Source organism: Pseudomonas sp. SWRI51, from assembly GCF_014268825.1.
Classification (GTDB): domain Bacteria; phylum Pseudomonadota; class Gammaproteobacteria; order Pseudomonadales; family Pseudomonadaceae; genus Aquipseudomonas; species Aquipseudomonas farsensis.
In genome coordinates this window covers 79,811-100,778 of the sequence record NZ_JABWRG010000008.1, presented here as the reverse complement: position 1 = coordinate 100,778, position 20,968 = coordinate 79,811, and the positions used below count along the sequence as shown (strand labels likewise).

Genomic DNA, 20,968 nt, shown 5'->3' with positions numbered 1-20,968 from the left:
TGTGGCGAGCGGGCTTGTCCCGCGTTGGGCTGCGCAGCAGTCCTGAAAACCCAAGGGTAATCCTCAGGGCTGCTACGCAGCCCAACGCGGGACAAGCCCGCTCGCCACAAAGAGATATGTCAGGCGAGAGGAGGCTTGTACAAAACCATGGAATCTCCCAAAGAGCCCTTGTACAGCCGCGATATTGAGGTTTGACGCAGATTCCTGTGGAAGCTGGCAACAGCCCGCGACAAGGGCCGCCGGGGCCGCCACCCTGGGGACCCCGTCCGCCACCGCGATCAACCCTTGGCGTTTCGCCCCCGCCGTGCTCTGATGAGTTATCCCTACCCGAGGAGTGTGCACATGGAACAGGCCCGTCATTTCCCACGGAACCCTTCGACGCTCGGCACGATACTGCTCACGTCCTACGACCATTTTGCCCACGAGAACATCATCGCCCGCCCGCGTGCCGAAGAAGCCCTGCAGCATGGCAGCAAGATCGCCGCCTCGGTCGAGGATGCGGCCCGCCATCTGCACACCCTGACGCTGCTGCTGTCCGACGCCCCCGAAGAACCCCTGCTACGCGCCAGCGCCGCGCAGAAGGGCTCTGTGCTCGGCCTGGTGGCGCTGGGCTATCTCATCACCCACGCCCCGTTTGCAGCCACCGCGCGGGAGATCGTGCGCAAAGGTGAGGGGGTGATCCTGCTCAACATCACCGCAGACGGCGAGGACTTCATCCCCCATACGGCGCTGTTCGAAACCTGGGACGACTATCAGGTGTACCTGCAACCGATCCTCGCAGCAGGGGATTTCGCGGCCGAGCACCACACCATCTTCTCCTGATCCACCCCGGCATCAGCATCCATGGCAGAGCGGGGAAAGCTTGCCCCCGCCTGCCGTTCTTGGCACCCTTTGCCAGCCATTACGTTTCAATCACCGCCAGACAAACAAGGAACCCCAAGGTGAGCTGGGAAAAAGTCGGGAAAGCCCTCGTTGCTTTGTTGGTCGTCGCGGCCAGCGCTGGCGTGGTCTACGGGCTGTCGAGCAAGGACGACCGCCTGCAAGCGCGCCTCACCTACACCCATCTGACTTACCCTGGGCAGTTCAACGAGCGCATCAGCCAGGCCAACGACTTGCTGAAGTACGAGCGTTTGCAGGCCCGTATCGGCGATATCGGCGGCGCTGCCCTTGACCACGGCCAGCTCGAAAAACTGGTCGAGCTGGCCCAGGCGCCTTACCTGCAACTGTTCGCCAGGCCGTTCGAAGCCGGGCTTGTGGATCACCGCACAGGGCTATTGATCGAGCTGGTCAACCCTCGCCAGGCGCCAGTGACAGCCGTGCAGATCCGCCTGCCGGCCAAAGGCTTGGTACAGGTGCGCGACGATGCCGGCAATGACACGCTGATCCAGGCGCCAGTCAACAGCGTCGAGATTCCAGCCATTGCCGCGGCAGGCACTGCGCGGGTGTGGGTGTACTTCGACGCGGACTACTCACAAATCCGCCAGGGCGGCATCGGTATTCACGATGCAAACGGCAATGCGGATATCCAGGTCTATCGCGAGGTGGTGGGCTTGCCGGCGTGGGCTGCGCGCTACAGCCGTGAATTGGTAGCGCTACTGGTAGTGCTGGCACTGGCTGTGCTCGGCCTGGGTTATCGCAGCCTGGGGCAACGCCAGGCTGTGCGCCTGTCGCGCTAACCCACCCGCAACCATATCGCCGAAGCGTCATCACTCATCTTGAACCGTGGGTAGCGCAAACAGGCTGCGTCTTGCTGTTCGATGTCGCGCAGGGTGCGGGCCAGATCATCCAGGCCGTGGGCCAGCAAGCGCTCGACGAAACCCGCCGGGTCAAAGGCCTGGTAGGTGTCGAACAGCGCCGCAAAACCGTCGCTCATCAGCAGCACATCATCGCCTCGCGCAACCGCCACGCGGCTATAGAGCGTGCCTGAACGTGCCAACTGTGGGTCAACCCCAAGGACCGCCCGAGGCCGCTCGCGGGCTGCGCGGCGGTCGGCCAGTACGGCGGGTGTGCGTACCCCATAGGCGCCGGTGCCGGGGCCCAGTGCCGCAGCTTCGGCACGCTCTGCCTGGCGGTCTGGCTCCGGGGTGAGGAAGGCGATACCGCTGGCGCTGCGGTGCAGTACCACGCAGTCGGCCAAGTGCGCGCAGACCAACTGCTGGTCTTCCAGCGCCACGGCGGCAAAGGCTGCACGCGGAAGTTCCCAGGCCGCCAGTGGCTCGCGCTGACGGTCGCGGACAAAGTCCTCGGCCAGGCGCTCGAACACGCTGTCGCACATACTCGGCAAAGGCCCGGATGCGCCGCTGAAGGCGCGTTGTGCAGCGCTGGCCAGCCAGGCAGCGCCGCCGCGTGCGCCGAGCAGGCCGGGCTCGCCCAGGTCGGTGGCGCCGTCAATCACCCAGGCATGGCGTTCGCCACAGCCGATGCGGTCGTCATTGGGCACATCGCGCTTGCCGGCCAGGCTCAGGCTCTGGATCAGGTCGAAATGCATGTCGCTCTCCGTGTCAGGGGGGCTGGTGTCCAGCACGAAGGGTCGACCTTGAACGTTACGCTGGCGCGCGTCAAACCCTACGGCTGCGGCGCTCTGTCCCAGCAGTCCGGGTCTTTTGCGCAAACACCGTACTGGCGGTCCATCAGCGCCATGCGTTGCAGGTGTGCGTCGATGATCGGGCGGTCCAGTTCGGAGTCGATGATGTAGCGCGAGTAGCGCTCGATCAGGCGGTTCTTCCAGGCGCGGCTGCTGGCCGGGTCGAGGTCGCCGGGGGCTTCGGCGAGCCGCTCCAGGGTCAGGTCGTCAGCGCGGTTGAGCTGGTCGATGAAGGTGCTGATATAGCGCTGGCGCTGGGCCTCTTTGTGCTGCGCGGCATCGGCGTTGAACGCATCGAGGTTGTCCTTCCACGTCGCCCAGTAGGCATCCGGCAAGTCGAGGCTGCGCTCGGCACGGTGCTTGGCGACGATCTGCGCGTTGCTTTGGCGCGGTGCTGGCTGGCTGGTCTGGGTGTACAGCGGGTCCTGGGCCAGAATGCGTGCGATCCAGGCCTGGCGGGCTTCGCTGAGCGGCAGGCGTGGGCCTAGCGCGGGGGTAGCTTCAGCTTGAGGGTTGGTGGTGCTGCAGCCAACGGCCAGCAGGGCCAGCAGCAGCGTCAGGATGGCGGGCAGGGTGCGGCGCAACATGGTTCATCCTTGAAATGTCGGAAACGGAGGCGCCCATCAGGGCTTGGGCCTGTATCGGCGCGTGCGCTTCGGACTTGAGGGCAGGCGCGTCCATGCGCCTGGCAGGCCTCAGAAGGTGTATTTGGCGGTCAGCATGAAGTTGCGTGGGTCGCCAAAAACGTCACCGCCGTAGACGATCGACTTGGAGATAGCCGAGTAGTACTTCCTGTCGAAGATATTGTTGGCGTTGAGCTGCAGGTCCAGGTGCTGGCTGACCTGATAGCCGGCCATCAGGTCGGTGACCGCATACGCGCCCTGTTTGAGGCGGTAGGTGCTGCCATCGTTGACCGCGAAATCGTTGTACATGCGGCTTTGCCAGGTCATTCCGCCACCCACGCGCAGCTTCTCCAGCGGGCCCTGGAAGCGGTAGGTGGTGAACAGCTTGAACTGGTGCTCCGGGGTGTCGGATTTCAGCGGTTTGTTCACCGAATCTGGGTTTTCGCTGTCCTTGATGGTGTGCACGCGAGCATAGGTGTAGCCCGCGCCCAGTTGCCAGTTCTCGGTCAGTGCGCCTTGCAGTTCGGCGTCGATACCTTGGCTTCTGACTTCACCCGAGGCGCGATAGCAGGTTTGCTGCGGGCAATTCGGGATGGTGACCGCCACCTGGCGATTTTCCTGGTCGATGCGGAACACCGCCAGGCTGGCATTCAGCGCGCCGTCGAAGTACTCGCCCTTGATGCCCACCTCGTAGTTCTTGCCCACGATCGGCACGATCGGCGAGCCGCCTCCGTCCCTGCCGCTTTGCGGGGTAAAGATGTCGGTGTAGCTCATGTACACCGAGTGGTGGTCGTCCAGCTCGTAGATCAGGCCGCCGTAGCGGGTGATATTGCGGGTTACCTTGTAGTCGGCACGGCCGTCGCCGTCATGCTGGTCGTAGTCGTACCAGTCCACACGGCCGCCGAGGATCAGCTTCAGCGGGTCGGCCAGGCTCAACCGGGTGGTGGCGTAGACGCCTTCCTGGTCGATGACGGAGCGGCTGTTGCCAATGTGCTTGAAGTTGGGCTTGGCGCCGTTGAGTGGGTAGTTGTCCAGGTAATTGTCGTAGTCGTGCAAATTCACGTCGTAGACGCGCTTGCTGCTGCCAAGTACCAATTCATGGGTGCGGCCGAAGGCCTGGAATGGGCCGCTGGCGAACGCGTCCAGGCCCAATTGGGTTTCATCGTAGCCCGACTGGTACGTGGTGCGCCCCAGCGGCACGGGGTTGTACCAGCGTGACTGGTACGAGCCGCGGAACAGCGCGTTCTGCTGGCTGTAGGTGGTGTTGACCTGCAGCTTCCAGTCATTGACCAGCTGATGGCGCAGCTCGGCGAACAGGGTGTTGATCTCCTGGTCTTTCTTTTCCCAGTCGGTGGCCGGGTTGTACGAACGCGGCAGGTCCTGGTGATGGCCGTCCAGGCCGACCGGTATGGAACCCCAGAAGGAATTGGTCTTGTCCTTCTGATGGGAGAAGCCAAGGGTCAGGGTGGTGTCGTCGCTCAGGTCGGCTTCGGTCACGGCGTAGAACAGCCCGTGGTCCTCTTTCTGCCCGTCACGGAAGCTGTTGCTCGGGTTGTACGAGAGCACCACGCGGCCACGCAGGGTGCCCTCGTCGTTGAGTGGGCTGGAGGCATCCAGCTCGCCACGGTAGTTGTCCCAGCTGCCGGCGGCGCCGGTGAGGGTGACTTTCTGTTCTGCCAACGGGCGCTTGCGCACCAGGTTGATGGCCGCCGAAGGGGTGCCAGCGCCGGTAACAAGGCCCGTCGAGCCACGCACGACTTCGACGCGGTCGAACATTGCAAGGTTGGGCTGCGCGCCGACTTCCCAGCCGGAGTACGAGCTGGGAATGCCGTCGTACATGATGTTGTCGACGTCAAAGCCACGGGCGGTGTAGGTCTGCCGGCCGGGGCCGCTGGACTGGTTGAGGAACAATCCCGGCGTGTACTTGGCCACGTCGTTGATGCTCCTCATGTTCTGGTCATCCATGCGCTGGCGCGTGATGACGGTGACCGCCTGCGGAGTCTCGCGCATGCTCAGTGGCAGCTTGGTGGCGGTGGACATATTGCCGGTGGTGTACGACTGCGACCCTTCGGTGGTGCTGCCCAGGCTGCTGTCGTTGATCGCGGTGGCGCCGAGTTCGAGCACGCCTGGTGCGTTGCCGTTGGCGGGTTCGTCGGCCATTACCGAGGTGATGGTTGCCATGCAGATTGCCATGGCCAGCAGGCTGCGTGCGGGCGTGCAACGGCGGGAAGTGGGGCGGGACATGCCGGACGTATCCTTATTGCTAGTGCGTATGAGAACGATTGGCAATAAGTTTGTCAGGAAAGGACCGGCCGGAACAGTCCAGTCGAGTGGAAAATTTACAAAATTTTCACAATCGGTATTCGAATGGGGGTGGATGGCGCTTGGAGCGCCTTGAGTTCACTGGCTTGAGGGGCGCGGAAAGGGTTTCGCCGATCATCTTCTAGCCCCTGTGAACAGTCAGAAGCTGGCTTCCTGCCTCCTCCTCCCTTCAAGTTCTACCCTACAAGTTGGCGCCAGCCTGCGATGAGGCCTTCACAGGCTTGTGCATGAGCAAAGCCTCATGATTACCCCAACCAGCTACGGATCTGCCCAAGTGTCGCCGTAGCCCCCCCGCAAACAATCACCAGCACCCGCCGATACCCGGCCAGCACCTCAGGCCGCTCCAGCAAGGCCAAGGCCGCGCCGCATGCAGGCTCCACCAGCAAGCGGTGGTCATGCAGCAGCCGCTCACAGGCCAGCAGCGCCTCACGGTCACTGACCAGGTGGCTGTGAACCGGGTGTTCGCGGGTGCACGCCAGCGCCTGTTCGGCGACCCGCTTGGCGCCCAGCGAGGTAGCCACAGAGCTTAGACACGGCAGTTCCACCGTGTGCCCGGCAGCCATCGCGGCATGCAGCGAGGCGGCGCCTTCAGTCTCCACCGCAAGCACAGGCACATCGTGCCAGCCATTACGCTGCAAACCCTGCACGACGCCGCTGAGCAACCCGCCGCCGCCCACCGACAGCACCACTGCGTCGGGCTTGAGGCCAGCGGCTGCCACTTCATCGACCATGCTGGCATGCCCGGCCCACAGCAGTGGGTCGTCGAATGGATGAATGAACGCATCGCCCGGGCCCAGCAGCGTTTGCGCGTGAGCGTTGGCCTCTTGCCATGAGCTGCCGTGCACCACCAGCTTGGCTTCTTCCAGGCGCAGCAGTTCGCGTGCCCGTTCGCTGGTGGTTTCCGGCACCACCACCGTGACAGCCATGCCCAGTTGGCGCCCGGCGTAGGCCACCGCCAGCCCGGCATTGCCACCTGAAGACGACACCAGGTGACGCGCACCACTGGCGTGGTGCACTTCGCAGGCGTGGCCGACCCCGCGCAACTTGAACGAGCCGCACGGTTGCAGGGCTTCGAGCTTCAGCCAGACGGCGCTACCTGCAGTCAACGACAGCGGGCGGGATTCGATCAATGGCGTTTGGATGTGCAAGGGCATGAAGGCTTCAATCCTTATGTATGATCTGCCGGCGCACATTCGCCGCGCAGCTGTTCCAGGTAGTTGTAGATGGTGTAGCGCGTCACCCCGAGCGCCTCGGCGGCTTTCTCGACGCCGCCTTTGACGATGAACAGGCCGCGGTCCTGCATCACCCGCACGGCCTCGACCTTGGCCTGCTTGTTCATGCGCCCCTGGCCGCTGCTGTGCAGCGAGGCCTGGATGATCTCGGCCATCAGCTCAGCCATGTCAGCCGGCTCGTTGGCCGCTGCCGCAGGTGCAGCGCCGAGTGGCTCGAAGTGCTGCAGGAACGCCTTGGCAGCCTCGAGCCCGGTGATGTCGGTGTTGATGCACAGGCTGGCGAACGGGTGGCCGCTGCTATCGCGGAAAATCGCCGTGGCGCTACGCAGGCTGCGGCCTTTGACGGTGGTGGGGTAGTCGGGCAACACCACCGGGCCGTCACCGGGCTCGCCGTGGCCCGCCTGCATCAAGGCCTTGAAGCCTTGGTCCTGCTCCGGGGCCGCGAGGATCGGGCTGCCGACCTGGCGGCCGGAAAGATGGCCATTGGCAATTGCCACCACCGAATGTTCGGGGTTGTCGAGGTCGTGTAGAAGAATTTCGACGTTGCGCGGCGCAACACTGCCCAAGGCCTGAAGGCTGGCCTTGAGCACAGTGAAGGTGAGGTGGCGTTGTTCGGCGGGGGACATGCGGGCTAGCCCAGTTCAACATTTTGGTGATTATTCCACCATTTGTTGATTATTCCAACTGGGCCAGCCGACGCCGGTTTATGCCAGCTTGGGCGTGCGCGGTGGGATCATGCGCCGCGAGCCGGTGGCCTCGAAGCCAGCGGCAAATTTCAACAGATTGTTGTCGCTATAGGCGCGGCCAGCGAAGGTCAGGCCAACCGGCATGCCAATATCGGCCATGACGCCCATTGGCACGGTGACGGTCGGTACGCCCAGGTGGCGGATCGCCAGGTTACCGTTGGCCACCCACACCCCGTTGCTCCAGGCGATATCGGCCGAGGCGGGGTTCACATCGGCGTCGGCGGGGCCGACGTCGGCCACGGTTGGGAATAGCACCGCATCCAAGCCGTGGGCGTCCATCCAGGCTTCGAGGTCGAGCTGGCGCGTAGCCTCAAGGCCCCGCAGGCCGTCGGCCAGGGTTTCAATCTGGTCCCAGCGCTTCAGGCCGCGCTTGGCCATGTTGACGTACTCGTCCATGCCGGCGGCCAGGTCGTCTTCACGGTTGGGCAAAGTGCCTGGGTCGTGGGGGAAGATCTGCGGGCCGTCGACGTCCGCCAGGCGGTTCAGGGCCGGGTCGTTGTTGGCGCGCAGAAAGTCATCGAAGGCCCAGCCGGACAATTCCCACAGTTCGTCATGCAGGAAGGCTTTGCTGACCATGCCACGGTTGTACACGGTAGGGGCGCCCGGGCGGTCGCCCTCGCAGTTGGACACCAGCGGGAAGTCGGTTTCGACCACCTCGGCGCCTGCTGCTTCCAGCGCCTGGCGCGCCTGCTGCCATAGGTCGATAACGCTGGCGCGGGTGTGGATGCGCTGGCCGGTCGGGCCGCCGATGCCGGGTTTTTCGGCGGTGCCAGCTTCGGGGTCGGCGTTGATGTACATGCGCGGTACCGCAAAGCGCTTGCCCTTGAGCGGCTCGGTGCCCGCCGCAAGCTCCGGGTAGGACGCAGGGCGCACGCTGGATGCCGACGGGATCGGCACCCATGGCTGCAAGCGCCACAAATCGCCGCGGTTGTCGGCGTCGTCGGCCACCACCACGTCGAGGATTTCCAACAGGTCGGCCATGGTGCGGGCGAACGGCACCACCACATCCATGGTCGGCGTCAGTGGCCAGTTGCCGCGCACCGAGATTACGCCACGCGACGGGGTATAGGCGCACAGGCCGTTGTTCGAGGCAGGGCCGCGGCCGCTGGACCAGGTTTCTTCAGCCAGGCCAAAGGCACTGAAGCTTGCGGCGGTCGCGGTGCCGGCGCCATTAGAGGAGCCGGAGGCGAACGGTGCGGTCAGGTAGGCGGCGTTGTACGGGCTTTCGGCGCGGCCATAGACGCCGCGTTGCATGCCGCCGTTGGCCATCGGCGGCATGTTGGTCTTGCCCAGGCAAATGGCGCCGCCAGCGCGCAGGCGCTCGACCGTGAAGGCGTCGCGCTGGGCCACCAGGTTTTTGAATGCCGGGCTGCCGGATGCCGCAGTCAGGCCCTTGACCAGGTAGCTGTCCTTGGCGGTGTAGGGGATGCCGTCCAGCGGCCCGAGGGTCTTGCCCAGGGCGCGACGGGCGTCTGAGGCCTGGGCCTCTTCGAGCGCCTGTGGGTTGCGCACCACCACGGCGTTGAGTGCGGTCGGTGTGTTTTTGCCGTCATAGGCGTCGATGCGCGCCTGGTAGGCCTTGACCAGTTCAACGGCTGTCGTGCGCCCGCTCTGCAGCGCCTCGCGCAGTTCGGCGATGGAAACCTCGGTTACCTCGATCATGCTGTCACCACAGTTGTGCAGGTGGAAAATCATGGCGGCGAGTGTAGCAAGAAGGCCCTGTCGAACGCAGGCATGCAGGGGGGAAATGCTTCGTTGCAGCGCGGCATTGCTGGGCTGCGGCGCGCTGCGTTAGCCGCGCCGCTGGCCGCTTGCCGGGTTAGCCCAGGTCGGCCGCCGAATGGCGTTCCGGCACCTGGGTCTGCTCATCGCCCCAGGTGCGGTTGACCCGCGTGCCGCGTTGCACTGCCGGGCGCTGGGCGATGGTTTCGGCCCAGCGCTGCACGTTGGGGTACTCGTGTACTGCCAGGAATTCAGCGGCGCCATACAGGTTGCCGAGCACCAACTGGCCGTACCACGACCACACGGCGATATCGGCAATGCTGTAGTGCTCGCCGCCCAGGTACGGGCTTTCTACAAGGCGCCGTTCAAGCACATGGAGCTGACGCTTGGCTTCCATGCTGAAGCGGTTGATGGCGTATTCGATCTTCTCGGGCGCGTACACATAGAAGTGGCCAAAACCACCCCCCAGGTAGGGCGCCGCGCCCATCTGCCAGAACAGCCAGTTGAGGGTTTCGGTGCGTGCGGCAAGGTCGGTGGGCAGCAGCTCGCCGAACTTTTCGGCCAGGTACAGCAGGATCGAGCCCGACTCGAACACCCGGACCGCCGGCTGCACGCTGCTGTCGAGCAGGGCAGGGATCTTCGAGTTCGGGTTGACCCCGACAAAGCCGCTGCCGAACTGATCGCCATCACCAATGCGGATCAGCCAGGCGTCGTATTCTGCGCCGCTATGGCCAAGGGCGAGCAGCTCCTCAAGCAGGATGGTGACTTTCACCCCGTTGGGTGTTGCCAGCGAGTACAGCTGCAGCGGCTGCTTGCCGACCGGCAACGGTTTTTCATGGGTGGGGCCGGCAACGGGGCGGTTGATGCTGGCGAACTGGCCACCGGCGGTTGCTTCGTTACGCCAGACCTTGGGCGGGACGTAGGGGGAATTACTCATGGGGCGGGCTCCTGAAAGACAAGGTGCAGGCGGGGTGGGCAGCTATCTATGCCACGGGTTCGCAGCGATGGGCAATGTGTAAAGAGGCCCGACGCCAGTACGCCAGACACAAATATGTGACACAGCAATGATTTATCGGCTTTTGCTGAATTTTTTCCGAACTTTTTCAAGTTGTGTGGTCTCGAAGCGCTCGTTCGTCAAACCTTTACCGTCATGGAGACCGTCGCCAATGCTTACCCGCAACCCGCTGCGTCACGCCTGCCTGCTCGCGCTGCTCGGCGCCCCACTGGCCGCCAGCGCCGCCCCAACCGACCCGCTGTTCACCTTCGGCCTGCTCGGCTCGTACGACACGTTCAAGTTCGAAGGTGGTAGCGAGTCCGACAAATCCCACATGGGCCAGGGCGGTGTGTTCGCCAACTTCGGCAACAAGATGACTGCCGAATCGGGGTTGATCTACCAATTGGGCGGCGAAGCCAAGTTCGGCAAGAAAAACGACAACAAGCTCAAAGAAGCCCAGGTTGACCTGGACCTCGGCTGGCGTGCTGCGCTGGATGCGCGCAACGCTGTCGATGTGGTGGTGGGCGGTGGCTATAGCTGGACGCGCTTCGAGCCCGAGATCAACGACCTGGATACACGCCTGACCTACAAATCGCCGTTTGCCAAGGCCGCGCTGGGCTACAACCACCAGTTTGACACCTCGACCCTGCGTGTCGAAGTGGGCGCGCGCCGCAGCATCGACGGTCGGGCACGTTTGAAAGTGGATGACTTCGGCAGCGACAGCGTCGATACCAAGGACCGCACCAACCCGTACGCTGAAGTCAGCCTGCTGATGAACCGCCAGGGCGGCATGCCGGTGCAGGCGGGCGTGTATTACACCCGCACCGAATACAAGGCTGACGGTGATTCGCCGGTGCTGGACAACACCACCCTCAAGCGCGACGAGTTCGGCGTCAAAGTCGGCCTGGCGTTCTAAGGCCATTGCACGCGGGCCTGCTGTTCACTGCAGCAGGCCCGCGTGTTATCGCAGCCCTAGCGCCCGCGGCGGCGCGACACCCGCGCTTCAATGTTCTTGCGCCCGATCAGCAGCGCAGGCTTTTCCACCACCGGCTCGTCGGCCAGCCACTTGTACATCACCAGGCAGTCCACCAGCCCTAGCTGGGCATGCCGGTAGGCTTTGGGCAGGCGCCCGACCGTTTCGAAGCCAAGCTTGTGCCACAGCGCCACGGCCACCTCATTGCTGGCCACCACCGAGTTGAACTGCAACGCCAGAAACCCTTCCTGGCGCGCCAGCTTCTGCGAGTGTTCGCACATGATGCGGGCCACACCGCGCCCACGCGCGTTCTCGCACACCATGTAGCCGCAGTTGCCGACATGGCTGCCGGGGCCGGCAGCGTTGGCCTTCAGGTAGTACGAACCCAGCAATTCACCGTCATCTTCCGCCACCCAGGTATGCAGAGGCGCATCCAGCCACAGCTGGCGGGCTTGCTCCTGGTTCAGGGTGGGGTCGAAAGCGTAGGTCTGGCGGGCTTGGACGATGGCCTCAAAGGTGGGCCAGAAACGCGGAAAGTCGTCCGCGGTCATTGGGCGTATATGGATCATGGGGCTACCTGTGCGGGCGGGGCCGTGCAGTCTGGGCCGCACTGCGGCCCATCGCAAGCTTGTGGGCAGGCTCAGATGTAAATGAACACCAGCACCAGGGCTGCGACCACTGCCCATTTTTCCAGGTAGTAACGGGTGCGGTTGCGCTTCTTCAACGCTTTGCCACGCTCGCGGATCTTGTAGATGCGCGTGAACAGGCGGTTGATGCCGCCGGTCTTGTCATTGGCGTCGTTGGGTGCGGCGGCAGCGGCCATGACGTTGCGGCTGAACCAGCGGTTGAAAGCCGTGGCCCAGCGGTACTTGAGCGGGCGTTCGATGTCGCAGAACAGGATGATGCGGTTGTGCTCGGTGGTGTTGGCGGCGTAGTGGATGTAGGTTTCATCGAACATCACCGCTTCGCCATCGCGCCAGGCGTATTTTTCGCCATCGACATTGATGTAACAGCCGTCGTCATTCGGCGTGTCCAGGCCCAGGTGGTACCGATAGGAGCCTGCGTAAGGGTCGCGATGGCGGACCAGTTTGGCGCCGGGCGGCAGGGTGGCGAACATCGCCGCCTTGACCGTGCCGATGCCCTGCAGCAGCTCTGTGGTGCGTGGGCACAGGGTGGTGGCCGAAGGGTGGCTCTCGCCGTACCATTTCAGGTAAAAGCGCTTCCAGCCGGTCTTGAAGAACGAGTTGAAGCCAACGTCGTCATAGTTCTCGGACTTCTTGATTTCGCCTGCCTGCAGCAGTTGCTGGGCTTCTGCACGGATTTCCTGCCAGTTGTCCTTGAGCGGCTGCAGCTCGGGAAACGCCTCGACCGGCAGGTAAGGCTTGGCCGGCAGCTTGGAAAACAGGTAGAGGAAGCTGTTGATCGGGGCGAGGAAGCTTGAATGGTCACCGAGCTGGCGGGTCAGCTTGTGCCGCACCCGGCCGCGCAAGTGAACATAGGCGATGGAGAGGGCGAAGATCAGTACGAGTGCAATTTTCATGGACGTTTACTTGTCAAAAAATGGCCATGCGCCATGGCTCTAGCCCGCCAGCATAAACTTCGAGCTGGGTCTTGTTAAGATAAATCCGGGCGACTTAGGGCTAATGGCCTACAGATAGCGCAATCGTTTCACCCCCCCCCACGCCCTAAAGGAGCAACCGATGGCTCAGGAGCAACGTCCTAGCGGCGCCCCCTTCAAACGGCTGTTTTTTGCACTGCCCATCAGTGATGCCCAGCGCCGCGACCTAGCCAATTGGCGCCGCGGTCTGGCCTTGCGCAGTGGCAAGCCCGTGCCGGCTGACAATTTCCATGTGACCTTGCTGTTTCTGGGCGATATCGACGCGGCGCAGGTGCCGGCGATTTGTGCGGCGATAGAGCGGCTGGAGCGCCGCCCGCCGCCCGTGCGCCTGGTGCTCGACCGCCTGCAGGCATGGCCACGCGCTGGCGCGTTGGTGTTGGCGCCACAGCAGAACCCGCCGGCCTTGCTGCAACTGGTGTATGCGCTAGAGCAGGCACTGCTGCCGCTGGGGTTTGCGGTTGCCAGTCGCGAGTACCGGCCGCACCTGACCTTGTCGCGCGACTATCGCGGCGAACCGCCCGAGGCCGCAGAAGCGCCGGCGTTCTTTCTCAATGCACGGCGCTTTGCCTTGTATGAGTCGCGCAAGGGGAGTTATTTGCCGTTGGCCGAGTGGGCGTTGGATGGCTGAGTGGCGTTGAAACCGCGCCGCAACTCGCACTTTGGAGAAGCTGAGTTAGACCGGCAAACTCTGATACGGCTGCTCTTCCCCCGGGCCACGTTGAAACTCGCGCTTGTACTCGCGGCTGAACTGCGAGGTGCTCTGGTAACCCACGCGGTGCGCCACCTGCGCCACGCCCAGCCCTTCACCGATCAGCATCTGCTGCGCCTTGAGCAAGCGCAGGCGCTTGAGGTACTGCATGGGGGCCAGGTCGGTGGCGCGTTTGAAATGTTCGTGGAAGGTCGACACGCTCATGTTGGCACGCCCGGCCAGTTCGTCCACACCCAGCGGTTCGGCGTAGTGAGCGCGTAGGTAGGCCATGGCGGCGCCGATCCGGGCAAAGTGCCCCTGCTGTTCCACCAGCGCGCGCAACACCCCGGCCTGCGGGCCGCGCAGGGCGGTATAGAGCACCTCGCGGACCCGCGCAGCGCCCAGCACCTTGGCATCGAGCGGGTCTTGCAGGCAGTGCAACAGGCGCTCGACGCTGGCGCGCATGGCGCCATCCAGCGCTGCCGAGCTCATCGACTGCGGCGTTTGCACCTGCACCGCTGGGTCTGGCGCCAGGTTCATGCGTTGCACCAGTTCGCCCAGCATGGCGCGGTCGATGGCCACGGCGACGCCCAGCAGCGGCGCCTCGCGGGTGGCAAAGGTTTCGCACATGAACGGCACTGACAACGCCTGCACCAGATAATGCCCGGCGCCGTACTCGAGGGTGCGCGGGCCCAGGCGCGCCAACTTGCTGCCCTGGGCGAGGATGATCAGGCTGGGTTCGTAGATCTGCGGGCTGCTGGCCACGTAATGGTCCCAGGTCAGTACCTGGACTTCGGGCAGCGCCGTGGGCACGAAGCCGGGGCGGGTGGCGAGGGTGCGGATCAGGGTGCAGAGTGTGGCGTTGGCATCCACGTGGCGAGTCAGGTGCATGGTCTACCTGGGGCAGAGAATCGGACAGTGCGATCTTCGCAGAATAGCCGGTCAGCGCCAGCAGCTTTTAGCTGGTTCGGAGAATCAGGCATGCATACCGGAGAATCGGCGGTGGGCGAGGGCGGCTTGAGTGCGCAAAATGGTTCGCCTGAACCGTTTCACTTTAGGAGGCCCTGCATGTACACAGCCATCGGTTATGCCGCGCAAACCCCAACCAGCCCTCTGGCTCCCATGACCTTCGAGCGCCGCAGCCCGCGCGCCGACGATGTGGCCATCGAAATTCTCTACTGTGGCGTATGTCACTCTGACATCCACCAGGCCCGCAACGAGTGGGGCATCGCGGTGTACCCGCTGATGCCGGGCCACGAGATCGTTGGCCGGGTTACCGCTGTGGGCGCCGAAGTCAGCCGCTACAAGGTTGGCGACCTGGTTGGCGTCGGCTGCATGGTCGACTCGTGCCGCCAGTGCGCAGCCTGCCGCCAGGATGAGGAGCAGTACTGCCTTGAAGGCCCGACCATGACCTATGCCACCCCCGACCGGGTCGATGGCAGCAACACCATGGGCGGCTACTCCAACAGCATCGTGGTCAGCGAGCACTTCGTGCTGCGCATCCCGCAGGGCCTGGACCTGGCCAGCGCCGCGCCTATTCTATGCGCCGGCATTACCACCTATTCGCCGCTCAAGGCCCATGGTGTAGGCCCTGGCCACAAGGTCGGTGTGCTTGGCATGGGTGGCCTGGGCCACATGGGCATCAAGTTCGCCAAGGCGCTGGGCGCCGAGGTGACGCTGTTCACCCGTTCGGCAAGCAAGGCCGAAGAGGCGCGCCGCCAAGGTGCGGACCATGTGATCGTGTCCAGCGACGAAGCACAGATGCGCGCTGCGGCCGGGCGTTTTGATTTCCTGCTCGATACCATCCCGGTGCAACACGACCTGAACCCGTACCTGCAAACCCTGGCGTTTGGTGGCGTGCACATTCTGGTTGGCCTGATCGAGCCGATCGAGCCGCCGGTGCATGCCGCAAACCTGGTGATGCAGCGCCGGGTGCTTGCCGGGTCGTTGATCGGTGGTGTGGCCGAGACCCAGGAAGTACTGGAATTCTGCGCCGAGCACGGCATTACCTGCGATATCGAGATGCTGGATATCCGCCAGATCAACGAAGCCTACGAACGCATGATTGCCGGTGATGTGAAGTACCGCTTCGTCATCGACATGGCAACCCTGCAGGCCTGATCGCGAGGCCGAGTGCGCCTGTGATGGCCCTATCGCAGGCTGGCGCCATACAGAGACAGTTGTGGTGAACGGGCTTGCCCCGCGTTGGGCTGCGCAGCAGCCCTGAGGGTTTTCCTTGGGTTTTAGGGCTGCTGCGCAGCCCAACGCGGGGCAAGCCCGCTCGCCACAAAGAGATGTGTGCTTGTACATAACCACAGAAGTTCCCACAGAGACCGCGTCAGCTGCGATATTGGCGTCTTGCGCAGATCCCTGTAGGAGCTGGCGACAGCCTGCGATAGGGCCATCACAGGCTGCCCCACCCTCACGGCTTACCAAGCCAGTGGCTGTTCGAACCCTTTCCAGCACAGCCAGCGCCGCAGCTCGGTGTGGTTGCCGGTGCCGATCTGCCATGCAGGCCGGCCGCGATCCAACGCGATGACCGAGATGAACCCGGCGTAACTGGCGGCCACCAGGGTGCGGCCATCAGCGCTGATGTCCATGGCGCTGATGGTCGACCCCAGGTAATGCTGCCAGTGCTCGGTGCCGTCCTCGCTGAAGGCGCGCAGGTAACCGTGGGCATCGCCAACGATGTATTCGTCCTGGCGCGCCACCCCCGCATACAGCCGCGCCCCGTCCTGCAACAGCGGTGCTCGGGCATCTTCACTGTAGTAGTCGGTATCCAGCCCTGGCAGGTCAGCCACCCGCACGCCGACGCTGGCGCCATGGTAGAAATGGCAGGCATTCAACAGCACCTGGTCGCCGGCCTGGTTGAACAGCGCGAAGTGCGGGTACTCGCTGGCCGGGCCAATCACCGCCAGGCGCTGCAACTGTTCACCCAGCACCAGATGCCGGCCGCACTGTTCGCCCAGTGCAATCAGGCGTCCATCCGGCGACATCGCCACATGCTCCATGCTCAGGCCAAGGCCGACGTCATCCGGGTCGGTGCCGTTGTTGAGCTCTTCGAGAATATCGTCACCCCTGGGCAGCAGCCGGGTCGCGCCGTGGGCTTCAAGTACGAAGATGCCATCGCTGCTGGCCAGCAACACCCGTTGCCCATCGGGGAAGGGAATCAGCGCGCTGGGGCGTGGCGGCATGTCCAGCGGCTCGAACGGGTAACCGGCCGGCAAACCTTCGAGCCCATTTGGCCAAGGCAGTCGCGTTACCAGCTTGCCGCCCCAGCCGTCGGTGACACGAATGCCCTCATCGTTGGCCAGCGCATAGAACCGACGCTGTGGGCAGCGGCCGAAGTGCTCGACGCCGATCAGGGGGGTGACCACATCGCCATCGATGCGCAGCACCTGACCTCTTTCGTAGGGCATGCCGACCCGCGCCAGCAGGCTGCCGTCATCGAGCATCAGCACCTGGCTGATGCCTTGGCCGTGTTCGTCCAGCAGGGGCACCAGCGGTTGGTGCGCCGGTGGCCAGGCCTCGCGGAACTGTTGGCGCTGCGCCGCGCTGGTACCCGGCTGGTTGATCGCCTCGAGCGCCTCGCGCCAGGCTGGGAGCAAGTGCTCGGTGTTGGCGTGGCTGGGCTCTTTGAGGTTATCCCAGCCTTGGCTGCGGCCTTGCTCGACATAGTGGTTGATGGCTTCGGCGTAGGCCAGTACGGCTTCGCGCCACTGCTGCTGCGGGTGTTGCTTGTCCATGGGCGGATCGCGCTCCTTGTTCCGCGTTGTTACCAGGGGGTGTTGCCATGCAAACGTGCATGTTACTCCGTCTGCGCGCGCGGTTGTGAGGCCCAGGCTTGATGCGTACCATGCGGGCATCCTTCCAACAATAAACCGTGCGTCGACCAGGCTGAATCATCGCCTGGGGTGCGCGTTCTGTTGCCCTGTCTGTGGAGAAAAGCCTTTACCCATGAATGGTCCTATTCCAACCCAAATGCCGCCCACCGCCGGTGGCGGCAGCTGGCTTAGCGTCATCGCCCTGGCGTTGGCGGCGTTCATCTTCAATACCACTGAGTTTGTACCGGTCGCGCTGCTTAGCGATATCGGCCGCAGCTTCGACATGAGCACCGCCCAGGTCGGCCTGATGCTGACCATCTACGCCTGGGTGGTGGCGCTGGCCTCGTTGCCGATGATGCTGATCACGCGCAACATCGAGCGGCGGCGCCTGCTGCTGTTCGTGTTCGTGGTGTTCATCGTCAGCCACTTGTTGTCGTGGGTGTCGCAGAGTTTCGCCATGCTGCTGGTAAGCCGCATCGGTATCGCGTTGTCCCATGCCGTGTTCTGGGCCATCACGGCCTCGCTCGCGGTGCGGGTGGCACCGCCCGGCCAGCAGGCCAAGGCCCTGGGGCTGCTGGCCACCGGCACCACCCTGGCGATGGTCCTGGGTATCCCGTTGGGTCGGGTCGTGGGCGAAGCGCTGGGCTGGCGGGTGACGTTCCTGTGCATTGCCGGGGTGGCGCTGGCCACCATGCTGTGCCTGATGAAGTCGCTACCGTTGTTGCCCAGCCAGAACTCAGGCTCGCTGCGCAGCCTGCCGGTATTGTTCAAACGCCCGGCGCTGGTGATTACTTATTTGTTGGTAACGCTGGTGATCACCGCGCAATTTACCGCCTACAGCTACATCGAGCCGTTCGCGCTGCACGTGGCGCAGATTGGCGGCGATCGCACCACATTGCTGCTATTGCTGTTCGGCGGTGCCGGGGTAGTGGGCTCGGTGCTGTTCAGCCGCTACAGCGAGCGTTTCCCACAGGGTTTTCTGGTGGGCTCGATTGGCGCGCTGGCGGCATGCCTGCTTTTGCTGCTGCCGCTGTCGGGCAACTTCTACCTGTTCGCCGGCCTGAGCATGGTGTGGGGTATCGCGATTCTAAGCTTCAGCCTGGCGCTGCAATCGAAGACGCTGAAGCTGGCCTCCGATGCCACCGATGTGGCCATGGCCTTGTTCTCGGGCATCTACAACATCGGCATTGGGGGCGGGGCGTTGCTGGGCAGTATTGTCAGCAGCCAGTTGGGCGTGGCTGATATTGGCCTGGTGGGCGGCAGCGTTGCAGTGGTGGGGCTGGTGCTGGCGCTAGCCAGCAGCAGGCGTTTTCGCCAAGCGCTGGGCTGACAATTCAGCAGCCATCTGCTCGGCTGTCTTGGCCACCTGTTTGCCGCGCTGCATGCCGACTTCCAGCGCTTGCCCGTCACGCTGTTTGCCGTGGCGGGCCTGGCCGACCAGTTGCGGTATCAACGGCCCTTCGGGCAAGTTGCGCCAGAAGCGCCCAGGCAAGTGCTGGCGCAGGGCGTCGGGGTTGAGCCGGGCCGGGTTGAAGATATTGCGGTAGTAGGTAAGCCACAGTTCGGCGCCTGGGTCTTCGCCGTTGCGCGCCCAGTCTTGCCACTGGGGCGGGCAGTTGCGCTGGTAATCCAGCGCCCTGCCGTCGTAGCGAATGCCATCACGCGGCGTTGCGATCAGCCAGCGCTGGCGGCCCAGGCGCTCGGCAAAATGGCCGCTGGCGCTGTCGAGAATGTCATGGGCCGGCTCATGCCAGGCGATCAGGTCCAGTTGTAGCGTTTCGGCCAAGGCCTCGGGCAGCGGCACGAAACGCACGAAGGCATGCAAGTGATGAGCTTCGCGGCTGACCTGCTTGATACGCCGATGCAGCTCGCTGCCCAGGCGCTCACCCGCCAGCATGGCAGTGCGGTCACCGTGGGCGACGCGCCACAGCACCTCATACAACAGGTTCCAGCGTTGCTCGCCACGGTAACGGCTGGCCTGTTCCAGTTGCGCAAGCAATGCCGCCGGAATGCGGGCACGAAACGGCCCGTCGCCTTCGGGCAAAGGCGCGGGTACGGCCAGCAGGTCGTCCATCGGCCCTTGGCCCCAGGTGACTTCGGCAGGGTCGATGCCATGGCCGAGCAGGCGCCGGGCCTGGTCGCGCCAGGTGGCGAAGCAGTCGTCGCAGTCGAGTGCTATCACCCCCACAACCCCATCTGCACCGGTGCCTGCGGCTCGCGCAGCCTTGCGCGCAACAGGCCGCTGCGCAGTTCTGCCTGCGCCGGGCGATAGTCGCTGGTGACGATAAAGGGCCGGGCTTTGTCCAGCACGCAGCGCAGTTGAATCAGGTCGTCGTAACGGATGCGCCGCTCGCGACGCAATGCCACCAGGCGCTGCACGCTGCGCAGGCCAATGCCTGGGATGCGCGCCAGCAGCGCCGGCTCGGCGCGGTTTACATCCAGCGGGAAGACTTCGCGGTTGGCCAGCGCCCAGGCAAGCTTTGGGTCGATGTCCAGCGCCAGGTTGCCCACTTCACCGAGTAACTCACCGGCCTTGTAGCCATAACCGCGCAGCAGGAAGTCGGCCTGGTACAGGCGGTGTTCGCGTAGCAGCGGCGGGGCGGCCAACGGCACACTGCCGGGGCTGTCGGGGATCGGACTGAAGGCTGAGTAATACACGCGCTTGAGGCCAAACCCTTGGTACAGCGATTCAGCGTTGCGCAGCAGGGTGCTGTCATCGGTGGCGTCGGCGCCGACAATTACTTGGGTGCTTTGCCCGGCAGGCGTGAAGCGCGGTGCGCGCGGCTCATTGGCCACCGCCTGCTGGCCCTGGTAGATCACGCCCATGGCCTGGCGAATGGTGCTGGCTTGTTTTTCCGGCGCCAGCAGCTTGAGGCTGGCATCGGTGGGCAATTCGATATTGACACTGAGCCGGTCGGCCAGGCGGCCGGCTTCTTCAATCAGCAGCGGGTCGGCGTCGGGGATGGTCTTGAGGTGGATGTAGCCGCGGAAGTTGTGTTCCTCGCGCAGCAGCCGGGCCACGCGAATCAGCTGTTCCATGGTGTAGTCGGCCGAGCGGATGATGCCGGAGCTCAAGAACAGGCCGCTGATGCAATTGCGCCGGTAGAAGTCCAGCGTCAGGCGGACCACCTCTTCGGGGGTGAAACGTGCCCTGGGGACGTTGCTGGAGCGGCGGTTGACGCAATACTGGCAGTCGTACAGGCAAAAGTTGGTCAGCAGCACTTTGAGCAGCGAAACACAGCGGCCATCGGGGGTATAGCTGTGGCAGATGCCCATGCCGTCGGTAGCGCCAAGGCCATCACGCCCGCGCGAACTACGCTTGGGCGCGCCGCTGCTGGCGCAGGAGGCGTCGTACTTGGCGGCGTCGGCGAGGATGCCGAGTTTGGCGATAAGCTGCATGGGCGCAATCCAGTAATACTGAGTATTCATACAGTATTTCGAGATTGTTCTGATAGCAAGCGCCAGTTGTCGAAATGCCTGACTGATTCAGTAGGCCAACGGCATCGCCAATTTGTTTGTCGAGTGTGTGAATTCTAACGAGTCAGCGATCTTCTTCAGGGTGAGATGGGCTGGGGAGCTGGGACCTTCTTAAGATGAGGCTGTGGTCCAGACCGGGCTTTTCTTCGCTCTATGTAGGCCACA

At 63.9% G+C, this 20,968-nt stretch carries 19 protein-coding genes; 6 read left to right on the top strand and 13 right to left on the bottom strand.

Features of this window, described 5'->3' with window-relative positions:
* Positions 1 to 342: 342 nt before the first annotated feature.
* Positions 343 to 822, top strand: a complete 480-nt coding sequence (locus tag HU720_RS05210) for a hypothetical protein (RefSeq protein ID WP_186517852.1) — start codon at positions 343 to 345, stop codon at positions 820 to 822.
* 119 nt (positions 823 to 941) lie between these two features.
* A complete protein-coding gene (locus tag HU720_RS05205; RefSeq protein ID WP_186517850.1) occupies positions 942 to 1,676 on the top strand; it encodes a hypothetical protein in 735 nt (244 codons plus the stop codon).
* On the opposite strand, the gene HU720_RS05200 is transcribed toward HU720_RS05205, so the two are convergent.
* From HU720_RS05200 to yghU, 7 genes are all read right to left on the bottom strand, one after another.
* The gene (locus HU720_RS05200) at positions 1,673 to 2,488 is read right to left on the bottom strand and encodes a protein phosphatase 2C domain-containing protein (RefSeq protein WP_186517848.1); all 816 of its coding nucleotides are present in this window, start codon (positions 2,486 to 2,488) and stop codon (positions 1,673 to 1,675) included. The genes HU720_RS05205 and HU720_RS05200 overlap by 4 nt on opposite strands.
* A 77-nt stretch (positions 2,489 to 2,565) precedes the next feature.
* On the bottom strand, positions 2,566 to 3,171 hold the full coding sequence (locus HU720_RS05195) for a hypothetical protein (RefSeq protein ID WP_186517845.1): 606 nt from the start codon (positions 3,169 to 3,171) through the stop codon (positions 2,566 to 2,568).
* 108 nt (positions 3,172 to 3,279) lie between these two features.
* The gene (locus HU720_RS05190; protein WP_186517843.1) at positions 3,280 to 5,451 is read right to left on the bottom strand and encodes a TonB-dependent siderophore receptor; all 2,172 of its coding nucleotides are present in this window, start codon (positions 5,449 to 5,451) and stop codon (positions 3,280 to 3,282) included.
* Between the two features lie 323 nt (positions 5,452 to 5,774).
* The gene (locus tag HU720_RS05185) at positions 5,775 to 6,683 is read right to left on the bottom strand and encodes a pyridoxal-phosphate dependent enzyme (protein WP_186517841.1); all 909 of its coding nucleotides are present in this window, start codon (positions 6,681 to 6,683) and stop codon (positions 5,775 to 5,777) included.
* Positions 6,684 to 6,697: 14 nt separating this feature from the next.
* Positions 6,698 to 7,387 carry a PAS domain-containing protein gene (locus HU720_RS05180; RefSeq protein ID WP_186517840.1) on the bottom strand — a complete coding sequence of 230 codons (690 nt, stop codon included), beginning with the start codon at positions 7,385 to 7,387 and terminating at the stop codon, positions 6,698 to 6,700.
* 78 nt (positions 7,388 to 7,465) lie between these two features.
* Positions 7,466 to 9,169 (bottom strand): amidase, encoded by a 1,704-nt coding sequence (locus tag HU720_RS05175; RefSeq protein ID WP_186517839.1) that lies wholly within the window; start codon positions 9,167 to 9,169, stop codon positions 7,466 to 7,468.
* Positions 9,170 to 9,326: 157 nt separating this feature from the next.
* Positions 9,327 to 10,166, bottom strand: coding sequence for a glutathione-dependent disulfide-bond oxidoreductase (yghU, locus tag HU720_RS05170; protein WP_186517838.1), 840 nt, complete (start codon positions 10,164 to 10,166; stop codon positions 9,327 to 9,329).
* A 229-nt stretch (positions 10,167 to 10,395) separates the two neighbouring features.
* Between yghU and HU720_RS05165 the strand changes: the two genes are divergently transcribed.
* Entirely contained in the window at positions 10,396 to 11,139 is a 744-nt protein-coding gene (locus HU720_RS05165) for an outer membrane beta-barrel protein (protein WP_186517837.1), read from the top strand.
* A 56-nt stretch (positions 11,140 to 11,195) separates the two neighbouring features.
* Here the strand turns inward: HU720_RS05165 and HU720_RS05160 are convergent, their stop codons facing one another.
* Both HU720_RS05160 and lpxO read right to left on the bottom strand, forming a co-directional pair.
* Complete coding sequence (locus tag HU720_RS05160; RefSeq protein ID WP_186517836.1) at positions 11,196 to 11,765, bottom strand: N-acetyltransferase; 570 nt, start codon at positions 11,763 to 11,765, stop codon at positions 11,196 to 11,198.
* A gap of 71 nt (positions 11,766 to 11,836) precedes the next feature.
* Positions 11,837 to 12,736, bottom strand: coding sequence for a lipid A hydroxylase LpxO (lpxO, locus tag HU720_RS05155; RefSeq protein ID WP_186517835.1), 900 nt, complete (start codon positions 12,734 to 12,736; stop codon positions 11,837 to 11,839).
* Between the two features lie 160 nt (positions 12,737 to 12,896).
* On the opposite strand from lpxO, the gene thpR reads away from it, so the two are divergent.
* Positions 12,897 to 13,442, top strand: a complete 546-nt coding sequence (gene thpR / locus HU720_RS05150; RefSeq protein WP_186517826.1) for an RNA 2',3'-cyclic phosphodiesterase — start codon at positions 12,897 to 12,899, stop codon at positions 13,440 to 13,442.
* Between the two features lie 45 nt (positions 13,443 to 13,487).
* On the opposite strand, the gene HU720_RS05145 is transcribed toward thpR, so the two are convergent.
* Complete coding sequence (locus HU720_RS05145; protein ID WP_186517824.1) at positions 13,488 to 14,393, bottom strand: AraC family transcriptional regulator; 906 nt, start codon at positions 14,391 to 14,393, stop codon at positions 13,488 to 13,490.
* A gap of 177 nt (positions 14,394 to 14,570) precedes the next feature.
* Here HU720_RS05145 and HU720_RS05140 point away from each other — a divergent pair, with 177 nt between their 5' ends.
* Positions 14,571 to 15,623 (top strand): NAD(P)-dependent alcohol dehydrogenase, encoded by a 1,053-nt coding sequence (locus HU720_RS05140; protein ID WP_186517821.1) that lies wholly within the window; start codon positions 14,571 to 14,573, stop codon positions 15,621 to 15,623.
* 308 nt (positions 15,624 to 15,931) lie between these two features.
* Here the strand turns inward: HU720_RS05140 and HU720_RS05135 are convergent, their stop codons facing one another.
* Positions 15,932 to 17,248, bottom strand: coding sequence for a hypothetical protein (locus tag HU720_RS05135; protein ID WP_186517819.1), 1,317 nt, complete (start codon positions 17,246 to 17,248; stop codon positions 15,932 to 15,934).
* A 211-nt stretch (positions 17,249 to 17,459) separates the two neighbouring features.
* Between HU720_RS05135 and HU720_RS05130 the strand changes: the two genes are divergently transcribed.
* A complete protein-coding gene (locus HU720_RS05130) occupies positions 17,460 to 18,656 on the top strand; it encodes a sugar transporter (RefSeq protein ID WP_186517817.1) in 1,197 nt (398 codons plus the stop codon).
* Here the strand turns inward: HU720_RS05130 and HU720_RS05125 are convergent.
* Together HU720_RS05125 and HU720_RS24235 are read right to left on the bottom strand one after the other, a co-directional pair.
* Positions 18,618 to 19,514, bottom strand: coding sequence for a TIGR03915 family putative DNA repair protein (locus HU720_RS05125; protein ID WP_186517815.1), 897 nt, complete (start codon positions 19,512 to 19,514; stop codon positions 18,618 to 18,620). The genes HU720_RS05130 and HU720_RS05125 overlap by 39 nt on opposite strands.
* The gene (locus HU720_RS24235; RefSeq protein WP_186517813.1) at positions 19,505 to 20,725 is read right to left on the bottom strand and encodes a putative DNA modification/repair radical SAM protein; all 1,221 of its coding nucleotides are present in this window, start codon (positions 20,723 to 20,725) and stop codon (positions 19,505 to 19,507) included. The genes HU720_RS05125 and HU720_RS24235 overlap by 10 nt, the downstream gene beginning before the upstream one ends.
* Between the last annotated feature and the right edge of the window lie 243 nt (positions 20,726 to 20,968).